Source organism: Paenibacillus sp. N119s, assembly GCF_059447605.1.
Genome location: NZ_JCAJRU010000105.1, coordinates 1 through 16,044, shown reverse-complemented (window position 1 = coordinate 16,044; position 16,044 = coordinate 1). Strand labels below are relative to the sequence as shown.

Sequence of the window (16,044 nt, the reverse complement as noted above, 5' to 3'; positions counted from 1 at the left end):
GTCGCTTCCTTGAATACAAATTCATAATTGCTCCACGTGAATTCCCGCGGCCACAAGTAAATCCCACCCCGAATCGAGTCATTCGCTTCATTTAACGAAACCGCCAGCGTATTTAAAAATGGATACAGCGTGAACACCATCAGGCACAGCATAAACACGACATTACACGCATCGAAAATTCGATCCGAGGGCGCCCGAAATCGCCTGTGTATGGCCTTCCCTTTGCCCATGACTTCCTCTCCTTTCTAAAAAATAGTCTAGCCCAGCACTTAAGGTCTTGATGAGGTCCGCGAAGCGGCCTGCTAAAAATCCACTGGTCTTCCCTGTAGAATGCATGAGAACGCCCTCCTGCTATCGCCTCGAATAGCACATTCCCAATGACATCCTATAATGGCGATAGCGAAGCTGAGCCACCATCATGACGCAGTTATTACAAGGAAGCGCGAGTCACGCGCCTTTCTTAAGCCCTTCCCTGCCACTACCCTCAGTTCTTAAAAAAGTGACTTTACGGCGAGGAGCGGCGGAGCGGGCGGAATTGTTCTGGAGAAGCGGAGCGTTCGGCTAAAAGCTTTCCAGAGGAAAGCTCGCATCGTAAGCATAAGCTATCCCCGGATTTTAACCTATTTTCCTTTCTTTCAATAAGAAAATCCGGGGATAACAGCGATCGGAAGAATAATCCGCACGCGAAGCGACGACGCCCCCTCCCAGAAAAACTCACTCCTTTTTCAGAACAATCTCTCCTCCCCTAACCGCTTCGCAATATGATTGGCACTAAACAACAATATAAAGCTAACCACTGTTTTGAACATTCCAGCAGCAATGGAAAGTGAGAAATTCCCCATCTGAATACCATATTTCAGTACGAAAATATCTAAATTTTCCGAGTAATCCACGTTCATGCCATTGCCCAGCAAATATTGTGGTTCAAAGCCTGATTCCAGCAGATTACCAATGTTCATAATAAGCAGGATGATAAATACCGGCTTTAATCCCGGCAAGGTCACATGCCAAATCCGCTGAAACCGCCCTGCTCCGTCCATCTCGGCCGCTTCATACTGCGAGGGATCAATCGTGGTCATCGCGGCCAAATAAATGATGGTATTCCAGCCAACATTTTTCCATACCTCCGACGCACCGAGAATGCCCCAAAAGTAGCTTCCCTCACCCAACCAGAGAATAGGTTCCTTAATGAGTCCAAGCCACATCAGCACCTCATTGACAATGCCGCCGTCCGCTGATAGCGCCGTACTAATAATGCTGGCCGCAACTACCCACGAAATAAAATGTGGCAAGTAGCTGATCGTCTGCACCACTCGCTTGAACACAATCTGACGAAGCTCATTCAGCAAAATTGCTAGGGTTATAGCAGTGACAAAGCCCAGCACCAGATTAATAAAGCTCATCGCCAGCGTATTGCGCATCACCCGCAGAAAGTGCTCATCCTGAAATAGAAAACGGAAATGCTTCAATCCAACCCATTGCTGATCAAGCAGCCTGCGGGCAGGCTTAAAATCCTGGAAGGCAATCGTCCAGCCCCAAAGAGGTAAATATTTAAAAATAAACAGCCAGATTAAAAAAGGGACGGACATCCATACGAGTGCACGCTGCTGGTTCAGCTTGTGTATAAATCCCCTAAAGCCGGTTCGCCGTGAGGACGGCAAATAGCCCGAGGAGGTCGTAACGGGTGGCGGTGACGTGTAGCTCATAGCTGCTTCCTCCTTTATTTTTTCCCGACCGTCTTGATTTTTTTGGCAACCTCCTTCGTGATCAGCTCCTCAAAAGCCTTCACATCCAGCTTGTTAAACTCGGTGGTGTATTCATTCCAAATGGCATCGAACTGTGCCGGTGCAGACAGCACCAAGCGCGGAAAATATTTGCGCTGCAGGTCTCCTTTCTTTTGCTGGAAGATCTGCGCAGGCGAGCCTTGGGCAACCTGAATGCTCCAGGCTGGGAACCATGGACGCTCGTCAGGTGCAGAAAACATCTGCGAGAAAGACTCTACACCGTTCGCTTTAAGCAGCTTTTTATCACCTTCGGTATATGACATCCGCGCAACCTCAGGCTGCCGTCCGGGGCTAGCCGAGTTGCCGTCGGGTAAGGAAGAACCGTTACCGTACCGCGGCCAGCTGTATTCAAAATATTTGAATCCAAATGAGTCACGGAACGCATCCTCACCTGTCTTCTTAATTTGCTCCTTGGTCCGATAAAAGCGCCCTTTTTTATCTACATCATAGGTTTCACCTTTGATCCCCCAGTTGGATAATATCTGATTTTCGTCGGTTAGCAGATTGTTGAAAAATTTGATGATACGTACCGGGTCCTTGGCACTGACCGTAATTCCAATGCCTCGGTTATTAACAAATGACGACGGATCAAGATACTGATCTTTTATATTCCTGTCGTATACAACAGGCAGCCCTACATATTCCAGATCATCATTACCGGAACGCTTGGAAGCCTCCTGCAGGTTATTTAGAGCCTGCCCTGCCTGCCAGCGGTAATCGAAAAAGCCAAGCACCTTACCCGAGGTCAGCTTTGCCAAATATTGATCGTAATTGTCTACAAAGGAGGATTTATCGAACAGGCCCTCTGCGTTAAGCTGATTCAGTTCCTTCAGATACCGCTTCGTGATTTCCTTATCTCCATAATCCGTCGCCTGGTGTGTTTTCATATCAATAATTGTGCCGCCATCGTTGGGATAGCCCGCCAGATGCATCGGCGCATTCGTAAGCGCATAAAACCTATCCTGCGTGGTTAACGCCAAGTACCCGGTTAATCCCTCGTCTGCATGCTTTTTCGCATAGTTCCGAATCAGAGCCAAGTACTCATCTAACGTTTTTATTTTTGGATATCCCGCCTCCTTCAACACTCTGCGCTGTATCCAAAAAGCTCCCTGCTCTATATTAGGAGCAGACAAATAATCACCGACCACCGCACTGAACGGCAGGAAATAGATATTCCCATCCTCCGCTTTCATCAGGTTGTAGTACGGTCCGTATACACGCTTGATATTGGGTCCATATTTATCGATCAAATCATTCAGGGGAATAAAAGCCCCGGCATCCAGCAATTTATCAATCGTACCATCTGGTACAATCACGTCTGGGTAATCATTACTGGCAATAAACGTGCCGATCTTCGTATTCGAATCCCCTACCAAATGCTCCAGCTTCCAGTTCACGCCTGTCTGATCTTCCAATATTTTTCCGATCCGCGTTTCATTGGTATTAACGTCCCTTCCCGCCGTGGCATTAAAATACGTGAATGTGACCTTCTCCTTGCTATCTCCCGACGCAGGTTCCTTACCCGAGCTCCCTGAGCAAGCAGTGATCATAGATGCCATCATAACCATTACCAGACTGATGATTCCAAACCTTTTGCTTGTCATGTCAGACCTTCCCCTTTCGGCCTATTTTGTCGATGGTGTGTGAATATCGTACGGACGTCCCTTGAGCAGCGGGTTTCTCGTACACTTTAAATTGTAAGCACTTTCATTTTATAAAATGCCGTTAGTTCTGTTCACCTGTCAATCTAAAGGTGTTGCTTAGGAAACTATAGGTCCCGATCCGCAGGAATCATGATACGAATCTCCGTCCCCTCGCCGGGTGCACTGCGAATGATAAGCTTAAAGCGGTTCCCGTAGTAAAGTTTTAGACGATAGATGACATTTTGCAGACCTATACGCTCACCCATTTCCTCCTGCCTTTGCATGTAATCATATAAACGCTGCACCTGTTCCGCAGACATACCCACCCCATTATCCCGAACCGTTAGAATAAGTTGTCCTTCCTCATGCCCGAAAAGGATCTCAATGCGTCCCCCATGCTTTAGCGGCTCAATGCCGTGGATGCTTGCATTTTCAACTAGCGTCAGCACGACCATCTTGGGAATCAGATGGTCCAAGTCTTCAGAGCTTGCCTGTACCTCATACTTTATTCGCTCACCAAAGCGATATTGTTGGATTTCCAGAAAACATCGGATCAACTCGAGCTCTTCCTGCAAAGTAACCCGATCCTTGTTCCAAACCAGCGAATTGCGAAAAATCCGCGCCATATTATGGATAATGCGAGCTGTCTCATCCTCATGCTTTATCAGGCTTCGCATGCGGATCGTCTCCAGCGCATTGAACAGAAAATGTGGATTGATCTGGCTGTGAAGTGCGTTCAACTGGGCATGTCTACGCTGAATCTCCAGATTTTTTCGCTGAATATCGGCCACATAGACATCGTTAATCAGTCGTTTGATTCTCAGTGTCATCCGATTAAATTCACCTGTAAGCTGTCCAATTTCATCACTCGACTCCGTACCGAGAATAAGTTCAAAATGTTGATTTTTCACCTTTTTCACATGTTTCAGAATGCGACGAAGCCGCACGTTCAGCGAACGTGTAATCCAGATAATGATCAAGGTGGGCAGCAGCATATTCACGCAGGTTAACAAGAGCGCAAAATTGCGAGGTTCCTGCATTTCATACAGCACTTCTTCCCTTGATACTGCGGCCACAATGCTCCAGCCGTTCAGATTATTCGTAAGCACATAACTGGTTTTGAACTCCATGGTGTTCTCGGGCAGCTTGAGGGTACTATAGGCCACGCTTTTATGGTTTATATCCACCTTGGGATCATTTGTGTATTCAATTTCTCCCCGTTCATTAAGCAGGAAGAGACTTCCCTGTAAATTCAGATTATTGAAAATCTCCCGAATGGACGACATTCGCAGCTCTATTTTTAATATTTTTTCACGACCACTTGGGGAATAAAAGTAGTTCATCCGTCGAATCAGGCTGAAGGGATGTATCTGCTCGTCAGTACTTTCATCGGCACTGTCATCGGTACGGACAAATATAGGCTTGGACTGGCGTCCAGGCGGGATTTTGGTATACCATGGGAAGCTTTTGACCCTCTCATCTATAAAGCTAATTCCCCCGGAATTCAGCAGCGTTGAATTATCAGTGTAGATCGTAATTCCACCTACGGAATGGTACACAGGGCTGTAAGTACTGTTTAATATACGACGTAAGTAAGTGTCATAAACAGCAATATAGTCAGCAGGGTGGGGATATGTTTCTTCCAACACCTCATTGAGTCGATAATCGGTATAAAAGATAGACGAGATTTCCATCGCATCTTCAAATTCCCGATAAAATTCAATTTTTGTTTGTTCCAGCGCGCGCGTAATATCCTGAATACGCTGTTCCTTCACATTTTGCGAGGTAACATGGTAAAAGATCAGGTTAGTCAGCACTATAGGTGTAAAAACACAGAGGAAATAAAGCAGCAGCATTTTATCCCGCAGCCGTATATGATCCAGGATAGTTATCAGCCTCTTCATTCGTCGTTCCTCTCTGGATCGTGCCCAGCATTCAGGCTATTGCGGTATTCACTTGGCGTGACGTGCGCCGTCTTTTCAAACTGAGTCACAAAATAATCTGAACTGCCGAAGCCCACGCGCTCCGCAATTTCATAAATACGCAGATCCGTCTGCCGCAGCAGACGTTTCGCCTCCTGAATACGCAGTTTCAGCAGGAATTCGTTAAAGTACACACCGTATGTTTTTCTGAACAATTGACCGAGGTATACCGGATTCATGTAAAAGCGAGCCGCAATGCTTTTCAGACTTATATTCTCGGCAGCATGCTGCTCAATGTAGGCACGGATGTGCTGGATTCCTCCTTGCTGACATTCCTTGCGCAGAGTTCCAATATATTTTCCACTTTCCTCGGCAAAGGCTGTAAACAATCGCTGCAATTCACCCAACGACAGATTCAAATCCTGCCAGTTGATCATCGGTTCCAGCGACTGAAGTAAACGCTCATTTCCCTGCATGTTTTGAATAACCCGCACAATACTAATAACGCATTGATGCAGACTCATTTTCATAGCCTCAGGAGCATAATACTCTTCCCGAAAGCTGCTAAATAAATGACCTACGGTCGCACGCAGCTCTTCTAGTTGGAATTCCTCGACCTGCTCTGTCAAGCTATCCAGTATGTCCTGATGAATGTTTTTATAATGAAGGGGCGGCATTTCATCCTGCAAATAGACAACAATACCGCTATGATCATGAATGTATTTGTGGAGCACGGCTTCCTTTGCACTGGCATAGGACTGCTGGATATCCCGCAACTGATTCACAGGACTTCCCGCATACACGAACACCCGACTTCCCAACCGGTCTTTTAGTGACTCCATCCCCTCAACCTCTTGCTGTAGCGCTTTCATAAAATTTTCTAGCTTAGCTTCAAAACTCGCTAAAAAGAAGTCAGGCACGATAAGCCCAACCCGATTACGATGTTCATGGACATAGAGAGGATACTTGCCGTCCATTAAACGATAAAGCGCTTGCTCTATAAGCTCCCTGAATTGGAAAAGCGATAGCATGACACCATCGTCACCAGAGCGCCAAGGATGCTGATCATTCAGCTCGACGAGTACATAGTATATATACGTGGCTTCTCCAAGCCGCAGCTGCTGCTCCCAATGTGTCACCACTGCATCATCCACTTGATTCATCAACATCATCTCTAACAGCCCGCCTGTACGATGGTTCTGATATCGCTGCTCGTTCTGCTGTTCACGATGCAATCTTTCACTCAGCTTGCGCAGTGTAGCCGAAAACTGCCCATCATCAACTGGCTTGAGAATAAAGTCATGAACTCCATAGCGAAGTGCCTGCTGCGCATAAGTAAAATCACTGTAGCCACTCATGATAATAAAAGCAGGATGTTGGGTACTCCGTTCGAGTACAGAACGAATCAGCTCTAATCCATCCAGCACTGGCATACGAATATCGGTGATGATCAGATCCGGATGAAGACGACTGGTTAGCTCCAGTGCATCCTCACCGTTATCAGCTTCTCCCACGATTTCAAAGCCACAGGTTTCCCAATCGACAAGTTGAATCAGCCCTTTGCGGGTGAATATTTCATCATCCACCACAATGGCACGATGCAGCTTCATAATCTGCCTCCTCCTTTCGATGAAACACCAATTTATTTGAGTTGACTACTTCGCGAGCCTTGTACGATATCCCAGCTGGAGAAAAATGGCCTTTAAAACGTATTGTGGCACTTCGGAAGCCGTTTGTACAGACGGGATTTCATCATAAGGTTGTTGAAAAGCGTGAATGCCGTAGCCTGGTGTAGCTTGTAATGAACAGGCATCGGGCTTGTCACAGGTACAGTAATCCTGATAGACGGGGATGTGGAGCCTATTTCGGGGTGTGATTCTCCAATACAAAAGCCGCCTGGTCATTTAAACCAAGCGGCTTTTGTATGTTTGGAGTTTAGAGTTTAGACTAAGATTTCTCTACTTGCATTTTTTATATATTTTTTGCATAACTTTCACTTGGTGTTTTGGTCAATACCACATGTAGGCTAGAGTTTACCTCCCCACCACTGCGATAGGAAAAGTGCTCATCTCCGGTAATATGGATCATATCCCCTTGAACAACTTCTGTTTCTTCCCCATTCACAGTGACAACACCGGTGCCTTCAAGAACGAGCAAATATACATTTGCTCCTGGATGATTATGTGTTGGCAGTTCAGCATGAGGAGTAAAGTTGAGAATAAAAATGACATTGTCGGCTTCCTTATACACAATTCGTTTTGTAAATGCAGCTTCTTTATATTCCTGAAATTGAACGAGGTTTACTTTTTCCATTGAGTTCACTCTCCTATTTGAAAATCAGACTGTGTCTATTATTGAACAATAGAACCATCCCCCTTCTTGTGATTGCAATCACAAAACGAAATTTAAGGCATAAATATTTTGAAATATTCAAAAATTTGATTTCAATCATCTTTTTCATCATCACAACCAACTAGAATCGAATTGTATTAGACAAACCAAAACAACAGGAGGTCATTCCTATGAAACCAGGATTCAAGCTGGCAAAGGATATTTATTGGGTAGGGAAAATCGATAATCGTGAGGTACCCTTTCACCGTCTTACATTATCTAAGGGTACAACCTATAACGCATACTTATTAAAAACTGGAAAACCAACCGTCGTGGATACCGTAGATATGGCGTTTGGTAGAGAATTTGCCGAAGCTGTAGCCGAATTGATCGATCCATTGGATATTGAATATATAATCATCAATCACACAGAACCCGATCACTCTGGCGGATTAGCAGCACTTGCTTCCAAGGCAACAAACGCCACCATTGTCTGCACTGAGATTGCCGTTCCGGAAATTCAGCAGATGTATAAGCTCCAGCATCGGAACTTCCTCGTGATCAAGGACGGGGATCAACTGGATATTGGAGGCAAGACACTGCTGTTCAAGGAAACGCCTTACCTCCATACAGAGGAAACCATGATTACGTATTGCGTGGAAGATAAAATCTTGTTCCCTTGCGATATTTTCAGCACACACGTGGCTGTAGAGCATCTATTTGCCGATGAGGCCGGTTTTGATATCACCGAGGACTTTATCGGATACTATCAGGCTATTATTCATCCACATCGCAGATATGTGCGTACATTGATCAAAGCTGTATCTGACTTGGATATTGAAATGATCGCCCCTTCCCACGGTTTCGCGATCCGACATGATATTGCCAAATTTATTGATTTGTATGCATCCATGAGCAACGAAAGCAAGGAGGATAAGAAAGTAGCGATTGTTTATGCCACCTTAAAAAATAATACTAAAAAAATGGCAAACATTCTGAAAGACTGCTTTTTGGAAAACCAAATCCAAGTGGAGCTATGGGATGTAGATAAGGCGGATGAAACCGAAATATTAAATAGTATTGCCTCAGCGGATGCTGTTTTCGTCGGTAGCTCGACCAAATATGCCGACATGACAGGTAAATTGGAGGATCTCCTGCAACAAATGCAAAAAATGAATCTGGAAGGTAAGCTTGCTGCTGCCTTTGGTTCCTACGGCTGGAGTGGTGAAGCCATTGAAGTCGTGCAGGATTACTTGAACGGTACTAATATGAAAGTCCAAAGCACTTCAGATGTAATTAAATCAACCGGTATGACCCATGTGGAATTCCCGGTACGCATTCGCTTCTCTCCTACAGAAGATGAAAAAGTGAAAAAAATAACAAATGCCGCTGAATTTGTCTCAGATCTGCTGCTTAGTGCTATTTGAGCACAGAAAGTTTAGAAAGAAATAGGAGAGATGCCGAATGGATAACCAACATTACGTTATTATTGGAGGCGGCGTAGCCGCTGTCAACGCGGCAAAAGCGATTAGAGATCATGATGAGCTAGCCGAAATTTCGATCTACGGGGAAGAATCCTCCCTTCCGTATAACAGAGTCAAGCTTTCCAAGGCACTATTCACTGACTTGCACAGCGACAAGATCCTGATCAAAAAGGAAAAATGGTTTGCCAGTCAACGAATTCATGTGTATTCCGGCATCAAGGCTACCGCAATACATGCAGCCGATTCCACCATCGAAACAGTTAACGGTCAAATCGTTGCTTATGACAAGCTGCTGCTGTGTACAGGAGCCCACAACCGTAAGCTTGTGCTGGACGGGGCTTCACTAAGGAACGTTCACAATATTCGTTTTAGACAAGATGCCGACAGCCTTAAGGCGAAACTGCAAAAGGATGACCGAATATGTATCATCGGCGGCGGTATTCAAGGCGTGGAGACCGCCTGGTCCTTTCAGCAAGCAGGATATGCCGTAACCATTCTGGAAGCTTCGCAACGGCTTATGCCCCGCCAGCTAGACGAAAAGGCCTCCGCTATTTTGACCCGCCGAGTCATCGAACAAGGCACCCAGGTACGCCTTGGCCAAGGCGTAAAGCGTATTATAGGCACGGAGCATGTAGAGGGCGTTGAGCTACAAGACGGCGCTGTTATTCCCTGCGAGCATGTCGTGTATTCTATCGGCATTGTGCCTAATACGGAGCTTGCGCGCCAAACCGGCCTTGATATTGGACACGGTATCTTGGTGAACGCACAGATGGAGACCAGCTACGCCAATATTTATGCGGCAGGTGATGTGGCCGAGTTCCACAATAGAGTGGATGGATTGTGGGAAAGTGCTATGGAGCAAGGGAAAATTGCTGGCACGAATATGGCGGGCGTTTCCGCAGCTTACCAGCGTCCCATCTCTGTCACCCTGTCCAACAGCTATGAATGCCCCTTGTTTTCCATCGGTCTGGTAGATGAGCAGGAATGCGACACCAGCCTGACCCGTGAAAATCAAGTTTCTTATACACGTATGTTCATACAAAACGGCTCTATCTGCGGCGTGATTGGCTTCGGTGATGCTCTTGCTTCACTTCCATTTAAAGCAGCCATTGTCCAAGGACTCAGTCCAGATGCACCAGAGCTTACAAAAATTTTAGATGACAAGGAGAACTAAAGATGAAAAAATATGTATGTCAGCCCTGTGGATACGTTTATGATCCCGCTATGGGTGACCCAGATGAAGACGTTATGCCAGGTACAGCGTTCGAAGACCTTCCAGAAGATTGGGTTTGTCCAGTCTGTGGTGAGGATCAGAGCCATTTTGCCCCTATAGATGATACAGAATAACAAGAATACGCTATACTTTTTAGTTTCCGGTTGATGAATGGAGTGAATGAATGTGAATGAGATGTCCTGCCCCTGCCAGTGCGAACAGGAGCCCTGTGCCCGCAAAGTGCCTATCTTTTCCTCTTTGTCCTGCAAAGATTTGTGCAAGGTTAGCTCCATGATCCGGCACCGCAAATATCAGAAAGGCGAGGCCTTGATTGTCGAGGAACAGGCTTCCGATACGTTGTACATTATTAAAAGCGGACACGTCAAGCTTTTGAAAATGACCCCTCAGGGAAAAGAGCAAATTCTGCACATTCTGACAACTGGCGATTTTTTTGGTGAGTTGAACATATTTAATAGCGACGAGCTGAGCAATTTTAGTGCATATGCCCTAAAGGATACGGATATTTGTATGCTCACCAAGGATGATATGGAGGAGTTGATCCGCAACAATCCCGATATCTCCTTGAGGCTGCTTAAAACGATTACCAAACGCTTGGCACATACCGAAAACCTGGCTCAAAGCCTGGCTACCAAAGACCCGGAAATCCGGATCGCCTACATGATTCTCGAACTCGGACATAAATACGGCAAGCCGGATGGCTCCTATATTAAAATAAATCTCCCCCTTTCACGCGAAGAGATGGCTAATTATGTGGGTGTCACACGTGAAACCATCAGCCGTAAATTTGGCAAATTTGAACAGTTGGGGATTATTCATACCAAGGGTACACGAGAGCTTACCATCTGCGATGTACAGAAACTGAACGAATATATGGATTGAAGTATAACAGCTTACTCTTTATAAATAAGCAAATGGAGAGGAATAGATATGGCGGCTTCCGAAACAAAGGCAAGGTATGGAATCTGGCCAAGGAAACGTCTCGGGAGAAGGAATTGGCGGAAATTATCACATTGATTCGAGACAAGGTCGTTCCTTTGGTGGACAAGTATGGTGCTAATCTCGACGAGGTGCTTGAACATATTGGCGTGCCGTATTGAGACTGTGCCTTCATCGCTGGAAAATGGGCGATCACCTATCTGGTGACCGCCCATCACTCATTCTGCGGATAAAAAAGCTATATTTGTGGCCTTGGGAAGCGCAGCCTGAACTGTAGTTGGCCTGGAGCAATCCCACACCACTTTGACCAAATACCCAAACAACAGCACGTTTAGCAATGATGTCACACACAAAATAATACCGTAATGATCCTGAGCATTAGAGCTATAGAAAATATCAAAGGTGTTCAGGAAAATCGTAAGACTGAATCCACCCGCGAGCCACAAAAATCTGCGATCCCGCAAATACAGGTACGCCAGTACAGCTAACGCCGCCGCAGGGAACAAGTACCGTTCATGCATGCTGGAGGCGAAGGTAAATACACCTGCAATGAGTACCAGTGCAGCAGCTGCCGCAAATTGTGGTTTCCGACTGCGGATATACATCCACCCTGTAAACAGAGTCACCAGCACAATGCAGATCATGCCCCACGTATGGTAACTGAACAGAAACAGCGTGGTAGTGTCCTGCGTATAATTGCCACCAATGAGTGCAAAGAAATTATACGCGTTCACCGAAGCATATGGATACTCTCCAACCGTTCCCTTGTATAGATCAAGCAGCCATAGCGGCTCCTGCCCCCACGAAAATGGCAATATGACCAGAATGGTTGTCACAACGGCGCCGCCAATGGATAACAGCCAAGGCTGTATTTTGCGCTGTCTCAGCAGCTCGAAGAACAGAACCGGCCCATAAATAATGCCCTGTGGCTTCATCAGTACCGCTATCGTAAATAGTACAGCGGACCAGCTGATTCGGTTTTCCACCAACAGCACAATCATACCCACAATCAGCATGGTAAAGAAAGAATCTACCTGTCCCCAGAAGGTCGAATTGATAAATACAGCCGGATTAAACACGTAGAATATAGCCAATCCGAGGCTCACTCCATAGCCGACCCGTTTGCTTGCCAACCGGTACAGCATGTACGCTGTCACGATATCGGCTAATATATTTGGAAGCCGCAGCAATACGGACATATAAGGGATAAAAGTATCCGTAGTACCGATTTTACCGATCACATATAAGATATAAATATAGAAAGGTGGATAATCACTGGAACCATTCGTGTAAAAGCCTGACAAGCTATCCGCTGCGGTCGTAGCCCAGTTTCGGAACAGCATTAAATCCATGTGGCCCGAGATCCACGGGGCGATCGCCATTCTTAAAAAGAACCCTGCACCCAACACGGTCCACAACATCAGTCCCCGGTTACGTTCCCCGAGCTTCCATTCTCGAGCCCGAAAACGGTATGTAATAAAGACAAATGCACCGAAGAACAAAGCGGCGAAAATCGCCAGCGGAGTTGCATAAGCAGATGAAGAATTTCCATTTCTTCCACCACCCATACCACCGCCAGGACCTCCCACGCCCATTCCAGCTCCGTTACCAGACATGCCACCGGGACCTCTGTGCTGTCCGTCTCTAGCAACACCATTTCCGCCCGTTGCAGACGTATCATTCTCGGCCTTTGTACCTTGGTCACCCGATATGGATGGGTTTTCAGTAGTGGAGTTGGTCGTCTGGCCTGTCGTCCCCTGGTTCTTGCTGTCAGCAAAGCTGTTCGCCCCATCCGTAGATGTTGAGGACGAATTTTGTTGAACTTGTCCTACACTTCCTGTTCTACGGTTCCCCGCAGTCTGACCGTCATAGGGGCGTTGCCCCGCCCCTCCCATACCTCCGCCTGGTCCTCCTCCGAACCCGCCGGATGAACCTTGCCTAACTACCGCAGACTGAGATGCGGAACTGCCTGAATAACTCCATAACGATACGATACTAACGGCAACACACAATATGAGACTAAATAGAAGTATGTATTTCAGACCGTTCACTTTCCAAACGTTCAAATCCGGTGCACCTCTCTTTGTTTCTATTTTCCTCATATTGTATCTGCCTTAGCTTAGGACTTTGTGAGTTCTGGCTGAATGTTGGCTGAATACGGAATCATTACACTGAACACTGCTGCTCCATCTCCATAATCGCGCTTTCTAGCTGAGATTGTGGATGCTTCAGCATGTTGCCATGGCCGACTGCTAACAAAGAAGGGCTGAAAGACGCCAGCTTTTTGGCGCTTTTCAGCGAAACATCCTTGTCCCAGGTAGCCAGTGCCGGAAAAGGAAACAGTGGCTTGAGCTTTCCCGCCACCGCGACACCACCTCGAATCTGGAAGGCATCGCCTGCAATTAACGCACGGGTACGGGTATCCAAAAATGCCATCGAGCCCGGCGTATGTCCCGGTGCGCTGATCGCCAGCAGCGAACCCACGTTATCCCCATCCTCTAGTAAAATGTCAGGCTGGGTAAGGATATTTTTCGGCACGCTGCCCCGAATAGGAGTGTCCGGTTCGCCTGCCTCCAACGATACATCCCCCTTCAGAAGCCGAGCATCCCGCCTTGAGATGAATACTTTCGCCTCAGGATATCTTGCCTTCAATTTATCCAAAGCACCTACATGATCTCCATGCGCATGGGTAAGTACAATTCGTATAATCGGCTGCCCAATCCGCTCCGCAGCCTGTTCAATACCCTTAGCACTGTATGGCAATCCGGCATCGATCAGAGTAAGCCCCTCCTTTTCCTCCACCAAATAACAGTTCACCGGGAACAACCGAGGCATAAACGTCAATTGATACAGGTGCTGCACCTGAACGATACGCATTTTGTCTCATCTCCTTGTTTTCATTTAAACTAATACTATTAGTATTATAATTAATATAATTAGTCAAAATCAAACTTTTTTCGTATATACCCGCGGAAACGTTATACAAAAGGCAAAAGGCAGACCCGGAATCCTACCTCTGGGTCTGCCTTTATTCATATTATGCATATACCGTTCAGTCATCAGCTTTACCGAATGGCCTCAGCGATAGGCGTACTGCCGGACACCAAATCAATCGCACGACGATACGTTTGCTTTTCCTCCAGAACTGCTACCACCGTTGCCGCTACATCTTCACGTGAGATAGTATGGCTGGTGAGATCTTCACCGGTAGCAACCTTGCCAGTACCCGCATCATCTGTCAGCCCGCCCGGACGAAGAATCGTGTAATCCAGATTGCTCGCTTCCAGCAAGCGATCTGCATAATGCTTTGCCACATAATATGGCTTAATCGATTCGGGCCATTGCTCCCGGTTCTCCGCATGTAGAGCGCTGACCATAACGAAGCGCCGGATACCCGCTTGTTCAGCGGCTTCCATCGCCTTGACTGCTCCATCAAGGTCGATAAGCAGCGTTTTATCCGCTCCTGTGTTGCCACCGGAGCCTGCCGTGAACACGACAGCGTCGCTGCCTTGTATAGCTGCGGCAATTTCACCTACCGTCCCTTCAAGGTCAGCTACTATCGTTTCTGCTCCCAAATGTTCAAGCGCTTCCGCCTGATCCGGTTTGCGGATCAACGCCTTTACGCGATGTGCTCCATGTTGCCCCAGTAGGCGAACGAGATGTTTGCCTACTTTTCCATTGGCACCAATCACCAGTACGTTCACTCAAATCCCTCCTGTATTTACAGTCTCTCGTCTACAGTATACTGATATATTTTACCCTTTGAGTCCAGAAGGCAATCGTATGGCTAAATCAGGTTGAATTCAGTTTTTATCTGAAGGCTCTCCCTCTCGCTTTTGCTGTAACACGCGAAGACCTGCGCAAAAGGTGTCCATCATCACTTCAATACTCTGATCCACATCCACAGGTAAACCAAAGCCACCCTTTTGTTCAAGTGAGGCAAAACCATGAAGAAGACTGCGGAATCCCCTCGCTGCATGAATGCAATCTGCTTCGTTGAAGCAGTAGCCACTGGATAGCACGGTAATGACAAGTTCCGCTACTCGATCCGCTGCGTGTCTCAGCTCGGTATCATTTCGGTCGGTTGCATACAGCATCGCTTCATACAAACCAGGCCGCTCGCGCGCATACTGCATATACGCTCTCCCCATAGCAATCAGCGCCTCTTCGCCTGCTCTGCCTACGGCTGCGCTCATCAATGCTTCCTCTAGCTTTTCGAGGCTATGTAATGCCAGCGCTTGACGTAATCCGTTCAATCCGTCCACATGGTTGTACAAAGATGGAGGACGAATATGCAGCTTTTGCGCCAATGTAGTGAGCGTGACCTCTCCCATCCCTCGTTCATTGGCAACATCCTCGGCAGCCGCCAGGATATCTTGTAGCTTTAGTCCATTTCTAGGTGACATCATCCTGTCCCCTTTCGTTGAATTCCTATGTAAGGTCATTTTTATATACATATACAAACTAAATTCTTATTCTATCTTAACTAATCATGTTAGTTTATACAAAGAAAGTACCGTTTGCAAACAGCTCCATATCCCAGCCCTTTTTTAGAAGAAGAGCCTGTAGGATATTACTGGTATAATACAAAGAGATTATAAAGCCGATCCGATATCTTTTCCGATTCCCTGCAAAGGAGCTAGCTATATCTATGGAGCCCAAGCCATTTCCAGCTATTGAGTTTAATCATGTCACCAAATATTTCACCGG

General features: G+C 46.6%; 15 protein-coding genes and 1 pseudogene. 6 read left to right on the top strand and 10 right to left on the bottom strand.

The genetic code is table 11. The features are described 5' to 3' along the window. The 5 genes and pseudogenes from AC5V8P_RS13575 to AC5V8P_RS13555 form a co-directional block, all read right to left on the bottom strand. Nucleotides 1-230, bottom strand: a pseudogene (locus AC5V8P_RS13575) (carbohydrate ABC transporter permease); the annotation flags it as partial. A gap of 495 nt (nt 231-725) precedes the next feature. Further along, the gene (locus tag AC5V8P_RS13570) at nt 726-1,706 is read right to left on the bottom strand and encodes an ABC transporter permease (RefSeq protein WP_063207262.1); all 981 of its coding nucleotides are present in this window, start codon (nt 1,704-1,706) and stop codon (nt 726-728) included. A 14-nt stretch (nt 1,707-1,720) separates the two neighbouring features. Continuing rightward, nucleotides 1,721-3,388 carry an ABC transporter substrate-binding protein gene (locus AC5V8P_RS13565; RefSeq protein WP_064797638.1) on the bottom strand — a complete coding sequence of 556 codons (1,668 nt, stop codon included), beginning with the start codon at nt 3,386-3,388 and terminating at the stop codon, nt 1,721-1,723. Between the two features lie 164 nt (nt 3,389-3,552). Next, on the bottom strand, nt 3,553-5,331 hold the full coding sequence (locus tag AC5V8P_RS13560) for a sensor histidine kinase (protein ID WP_064797637.1): 1,779 nt from the start codon (nt 5,329-5,331) through the stop codon (nt 3,553-3,555). Beyond that, nucleotides 5,328-6,959: a response regulator gene (locus AC5V8P_RS13555; RefSeq protein WP_064797636.1), complete on the bottom strand. Its 1,632-nt coding sequence runs from the start codon at nt 6,957-6,959 to the stop codon at nt 5,328-5,330. The genes AC5V8P_RS13560 and AC5V8P_RS13555 overlap by 4 nt, the downstream gene beginning before the upstream one ends. 41 nt (nt 6,960-7,000) lie before the next feature. Here AC5V8P_RS13555 and AC5V8P_RS13550 point away from each other — a divergent pair, with 41 nt between their 5' ends. After that, nucleotides 7,001-7,144, top strand: a complete 144-nt coding sequence (locus AC5V8P_RS13550; protein ID WP_495473678.1) for a hypothetical protein — start codon at nt 7,001-7,003, stop codon at nt 7,142-7,144. A gap of 176 nt (nt 7,145-7,320) precedes the next feature. Here the strand turns inward: AC5V8P_RS13550 and AC5V8P_RS13545 are convergent, their stop codons facing one another. Beyond that, the gene (locus tag AC5V8P_RS13545; RefSeq protein ID WP_064797635.1) at nt 7,321-7,662 is read right to left on the bottom strand and encodes a cupin domain-containing protein; all 342 of its coding nucleotides are present in this window, start codon (nt 7,660-7,662) and stop codon (nt 7,321-7,323) included. A gap of 209 nt (nt 7,663-7,871) precedes the next feature. On the opposite strand from AC5V8P_RS13545, the gene AC5V8P_RS13540 reads away from it, so the two are divergent. From AC5V8P_RS13540 to AC5V8P_RS13520, 5 genes are all read left to right on the top strand, one after another. Further along, nucleotides 7,872-9,107, top strand: a complete 1,236-nt coding sequence (locus tag AC5V8P_RS13540) for an FprA family A-type flavoprotein (RefSeq protein WP_064797634.1) — start codon at nt 7,872-7,874, stop codon at nt 9,105-9,107. 37 nt (nt 9,108-9,144) lie between these two features. After that, nucleotides 9,145-10,338 carry an NAD(P)/FAD-dependent oxidoreductase gene (locus AC5V8P_RS13535; RefSeq protein ID WP_064797633.1) on the top strand — a complete coding sequence of 398 codons (1,194 nt, stop codon included), beginning with the start codon at nt 9,145-9,147 and terminating at the stop codon, nt 10,336-10,338. 2 nt (nt 10,339-10,340) lie between these two features. Beyond that, a complete protein-coding gene (gene rd / locus AC5V8P_RS13530) occupies nt 10,341-10,511 on the top strand; it encodes a rubredoxin (protein ID WP_064797632.1) in 171 nt (56 codons plus the stop codon). Nucleotides 10,512-10,572: 61 nt separating this feature from the next. After that, nucleotides 10,573-11,277: a Crp/Fnr family transcriptional regulator gene (locus tag AC5V8P_RS13525; protein ID WP_064797819.1), complete on the top strand. Its 705-nt coding sequence runs from the start codon at nt 10,573-10,575 to the stop codon at nt 11,275-11,277. A gap of 32 nt (nt 11,278-11,309) precedes the next feature. Beyond that, entirely contained in the window at nt 11,310-11,495 is a 186-nt protein-coding gene (locus AC5V8P_RS13520) for a hypothetical protein (RefSeq protein ID WP_155762571.1), read from the top strand. Nucleotides 11,496-11,552: 57 nt separating this feature from the next. Here AC5V8P_RS13520 and AC5V8P_RS13515 read toward each other — a convergent pair whose 3' ends face one another. The 4 genes from AC5V8P_RS13515 to AC5V8P_RS13500 form a co-directional block, all read right to left on the bottom strand. Beyond that, nucleotides 11,553-13,229: a glycosyltransferase 87 family protein gene (locus AC5V8P_RS13515; protein ID WP_064797631.1), complete on the bottom strand. Its 1,677-nt coding sequence runs from the start codon at nt 13,227-13,229 to the stop codon at nt 11,553-11,555. Between the two features lie 271 nt (nt 13,230-13,500). After that, complete coding sequence (locus tag AC5V8P_RS13510) at nt 13,501-14,211, bottom strand: MBL fold metallo-hydrolase (RefSeq protein WP_063207292.1); 711 nt, start codon at nt 14,209-14,211, stop codon at nt 13,501-13,503. A gap of 188 nt (nt 14,212-14,399) precedes the next feature. Further along, entirely contained in the window at nt 14,400-15,038 is a 639-nt protein-coding gene (locus tag AC5V8P_RS13505) for an SDR family oxidoreductase (protein ID WP_064797630.1), read from the bottom strand. 99 nt (nt 15,039-15,137) lie between these two features. Further along, on the bottom strand, nt 15,138-15,740 hold the full coding sequence (locus AC5V8P_RS13500) for a TetR/AcrR family transcriptional regulator (RefSeq protein WP_064797629.1): 603 nt from the start codon (nt 15,738-15,740) through the stop codon (nt 15,138-15,140). Between the last annotated feature and the right edge of the window lie 304 nt (nt 15,741-16,044).

Bases quoted from the DNA above. Each gene is read 5' to 3' on its own strand.
- AC5V8P_RS13570 (WP_063207262.1), bottom strand. From the start codon at position 1,706: ATGAGCTACACGTCACCGCCACCCGTTACGACCTCCTCGGGCTATTTG.
- AC5V8P_RS13565 (WP_064797638.1), bottom strand. From the start codon at position 3,388: ATGACAAGCAAAAGGTTTGGAATCATCAGTCTGGTAATGGTTATGATG.
- AC5V8P_RS13560 (WP_064797637.1), bottom strand. From the start codon at position 5,331: ATGAAGAGGCTGATAACTATCCTGGATCATATACGGCTGCGGGATAAA.
- AC5V8P_RS13555 (WP_064797636.1), bottom strand. From the start codon at position 6,959: ATGAAGCTGCATCGTGCCATTGTGGTGGATGATGAAATATTCACCCGC.
- AC5V8P_RS13545 (WP_064797635.1), bottom strand. From the start codon at position 7,662: ATGGAAAAAGTAAACCTCGTTCAATTTCAGGAATATAAAGAAGCTGCA.
- AC5V8P_RS13540 (WP_064797634.1), top strand. From the start codon at position 7,872: ATGAAACCAGGATTCAAGCTGGCAAAGGATATTTATTGGGTAGGGAAA.
- AC5V8P_RS13535 (WP_064797633.1), top strand. From the start codon at position 9,145: ATGGATAACCAACATTACGTTATTATTGGAGGCGGCGTAGCCGCTGTC.
- rd (WP_064797632.1), top strand. From the start codon at position 10,341: ATGAAAAAATATGTATGTCAGCCCTGTGGATACGTTTATGATCCCGCT.
- AC5V8P_RS13525 (WP_064797819.1), top strand. From the start codon at position 10,573: ATGTCCTGCCCCTGCCAGTGCGAACAGGAGCCCTGTGCCCGCAAAGTG.
- AC5V8P_RS13520 (WP_155762571.1), top strand. From the start codon at position 11,310: ATGGAGAGGAATAGATATGGCGGCTTCCGAAACAAAGGCAAGGTATGG.
- AC5V8P_RS13515 (WP_064797631.1), bottom strand. From the start codon at position 13,229: ATGGGAGGGGCGGGGCAACGCCCCTATGACGGTCAGACTGCGGGGAAC.
- AC5V8P_RS13510 (WP_063207292.1), bottom strand. From the start codon at position 14,211: ATGCGTATCGTTCAGGTGCAGCACCTGTATCAATTGACGTTTATGCCT.
- AC5V8P_RS13500 (WP_064797629.1), bottom strand. From the start codon at position 15,740: ATGTCACCTAGAAATGGACTAAAGCTACAAGATATCCTGGCGGCTGCC.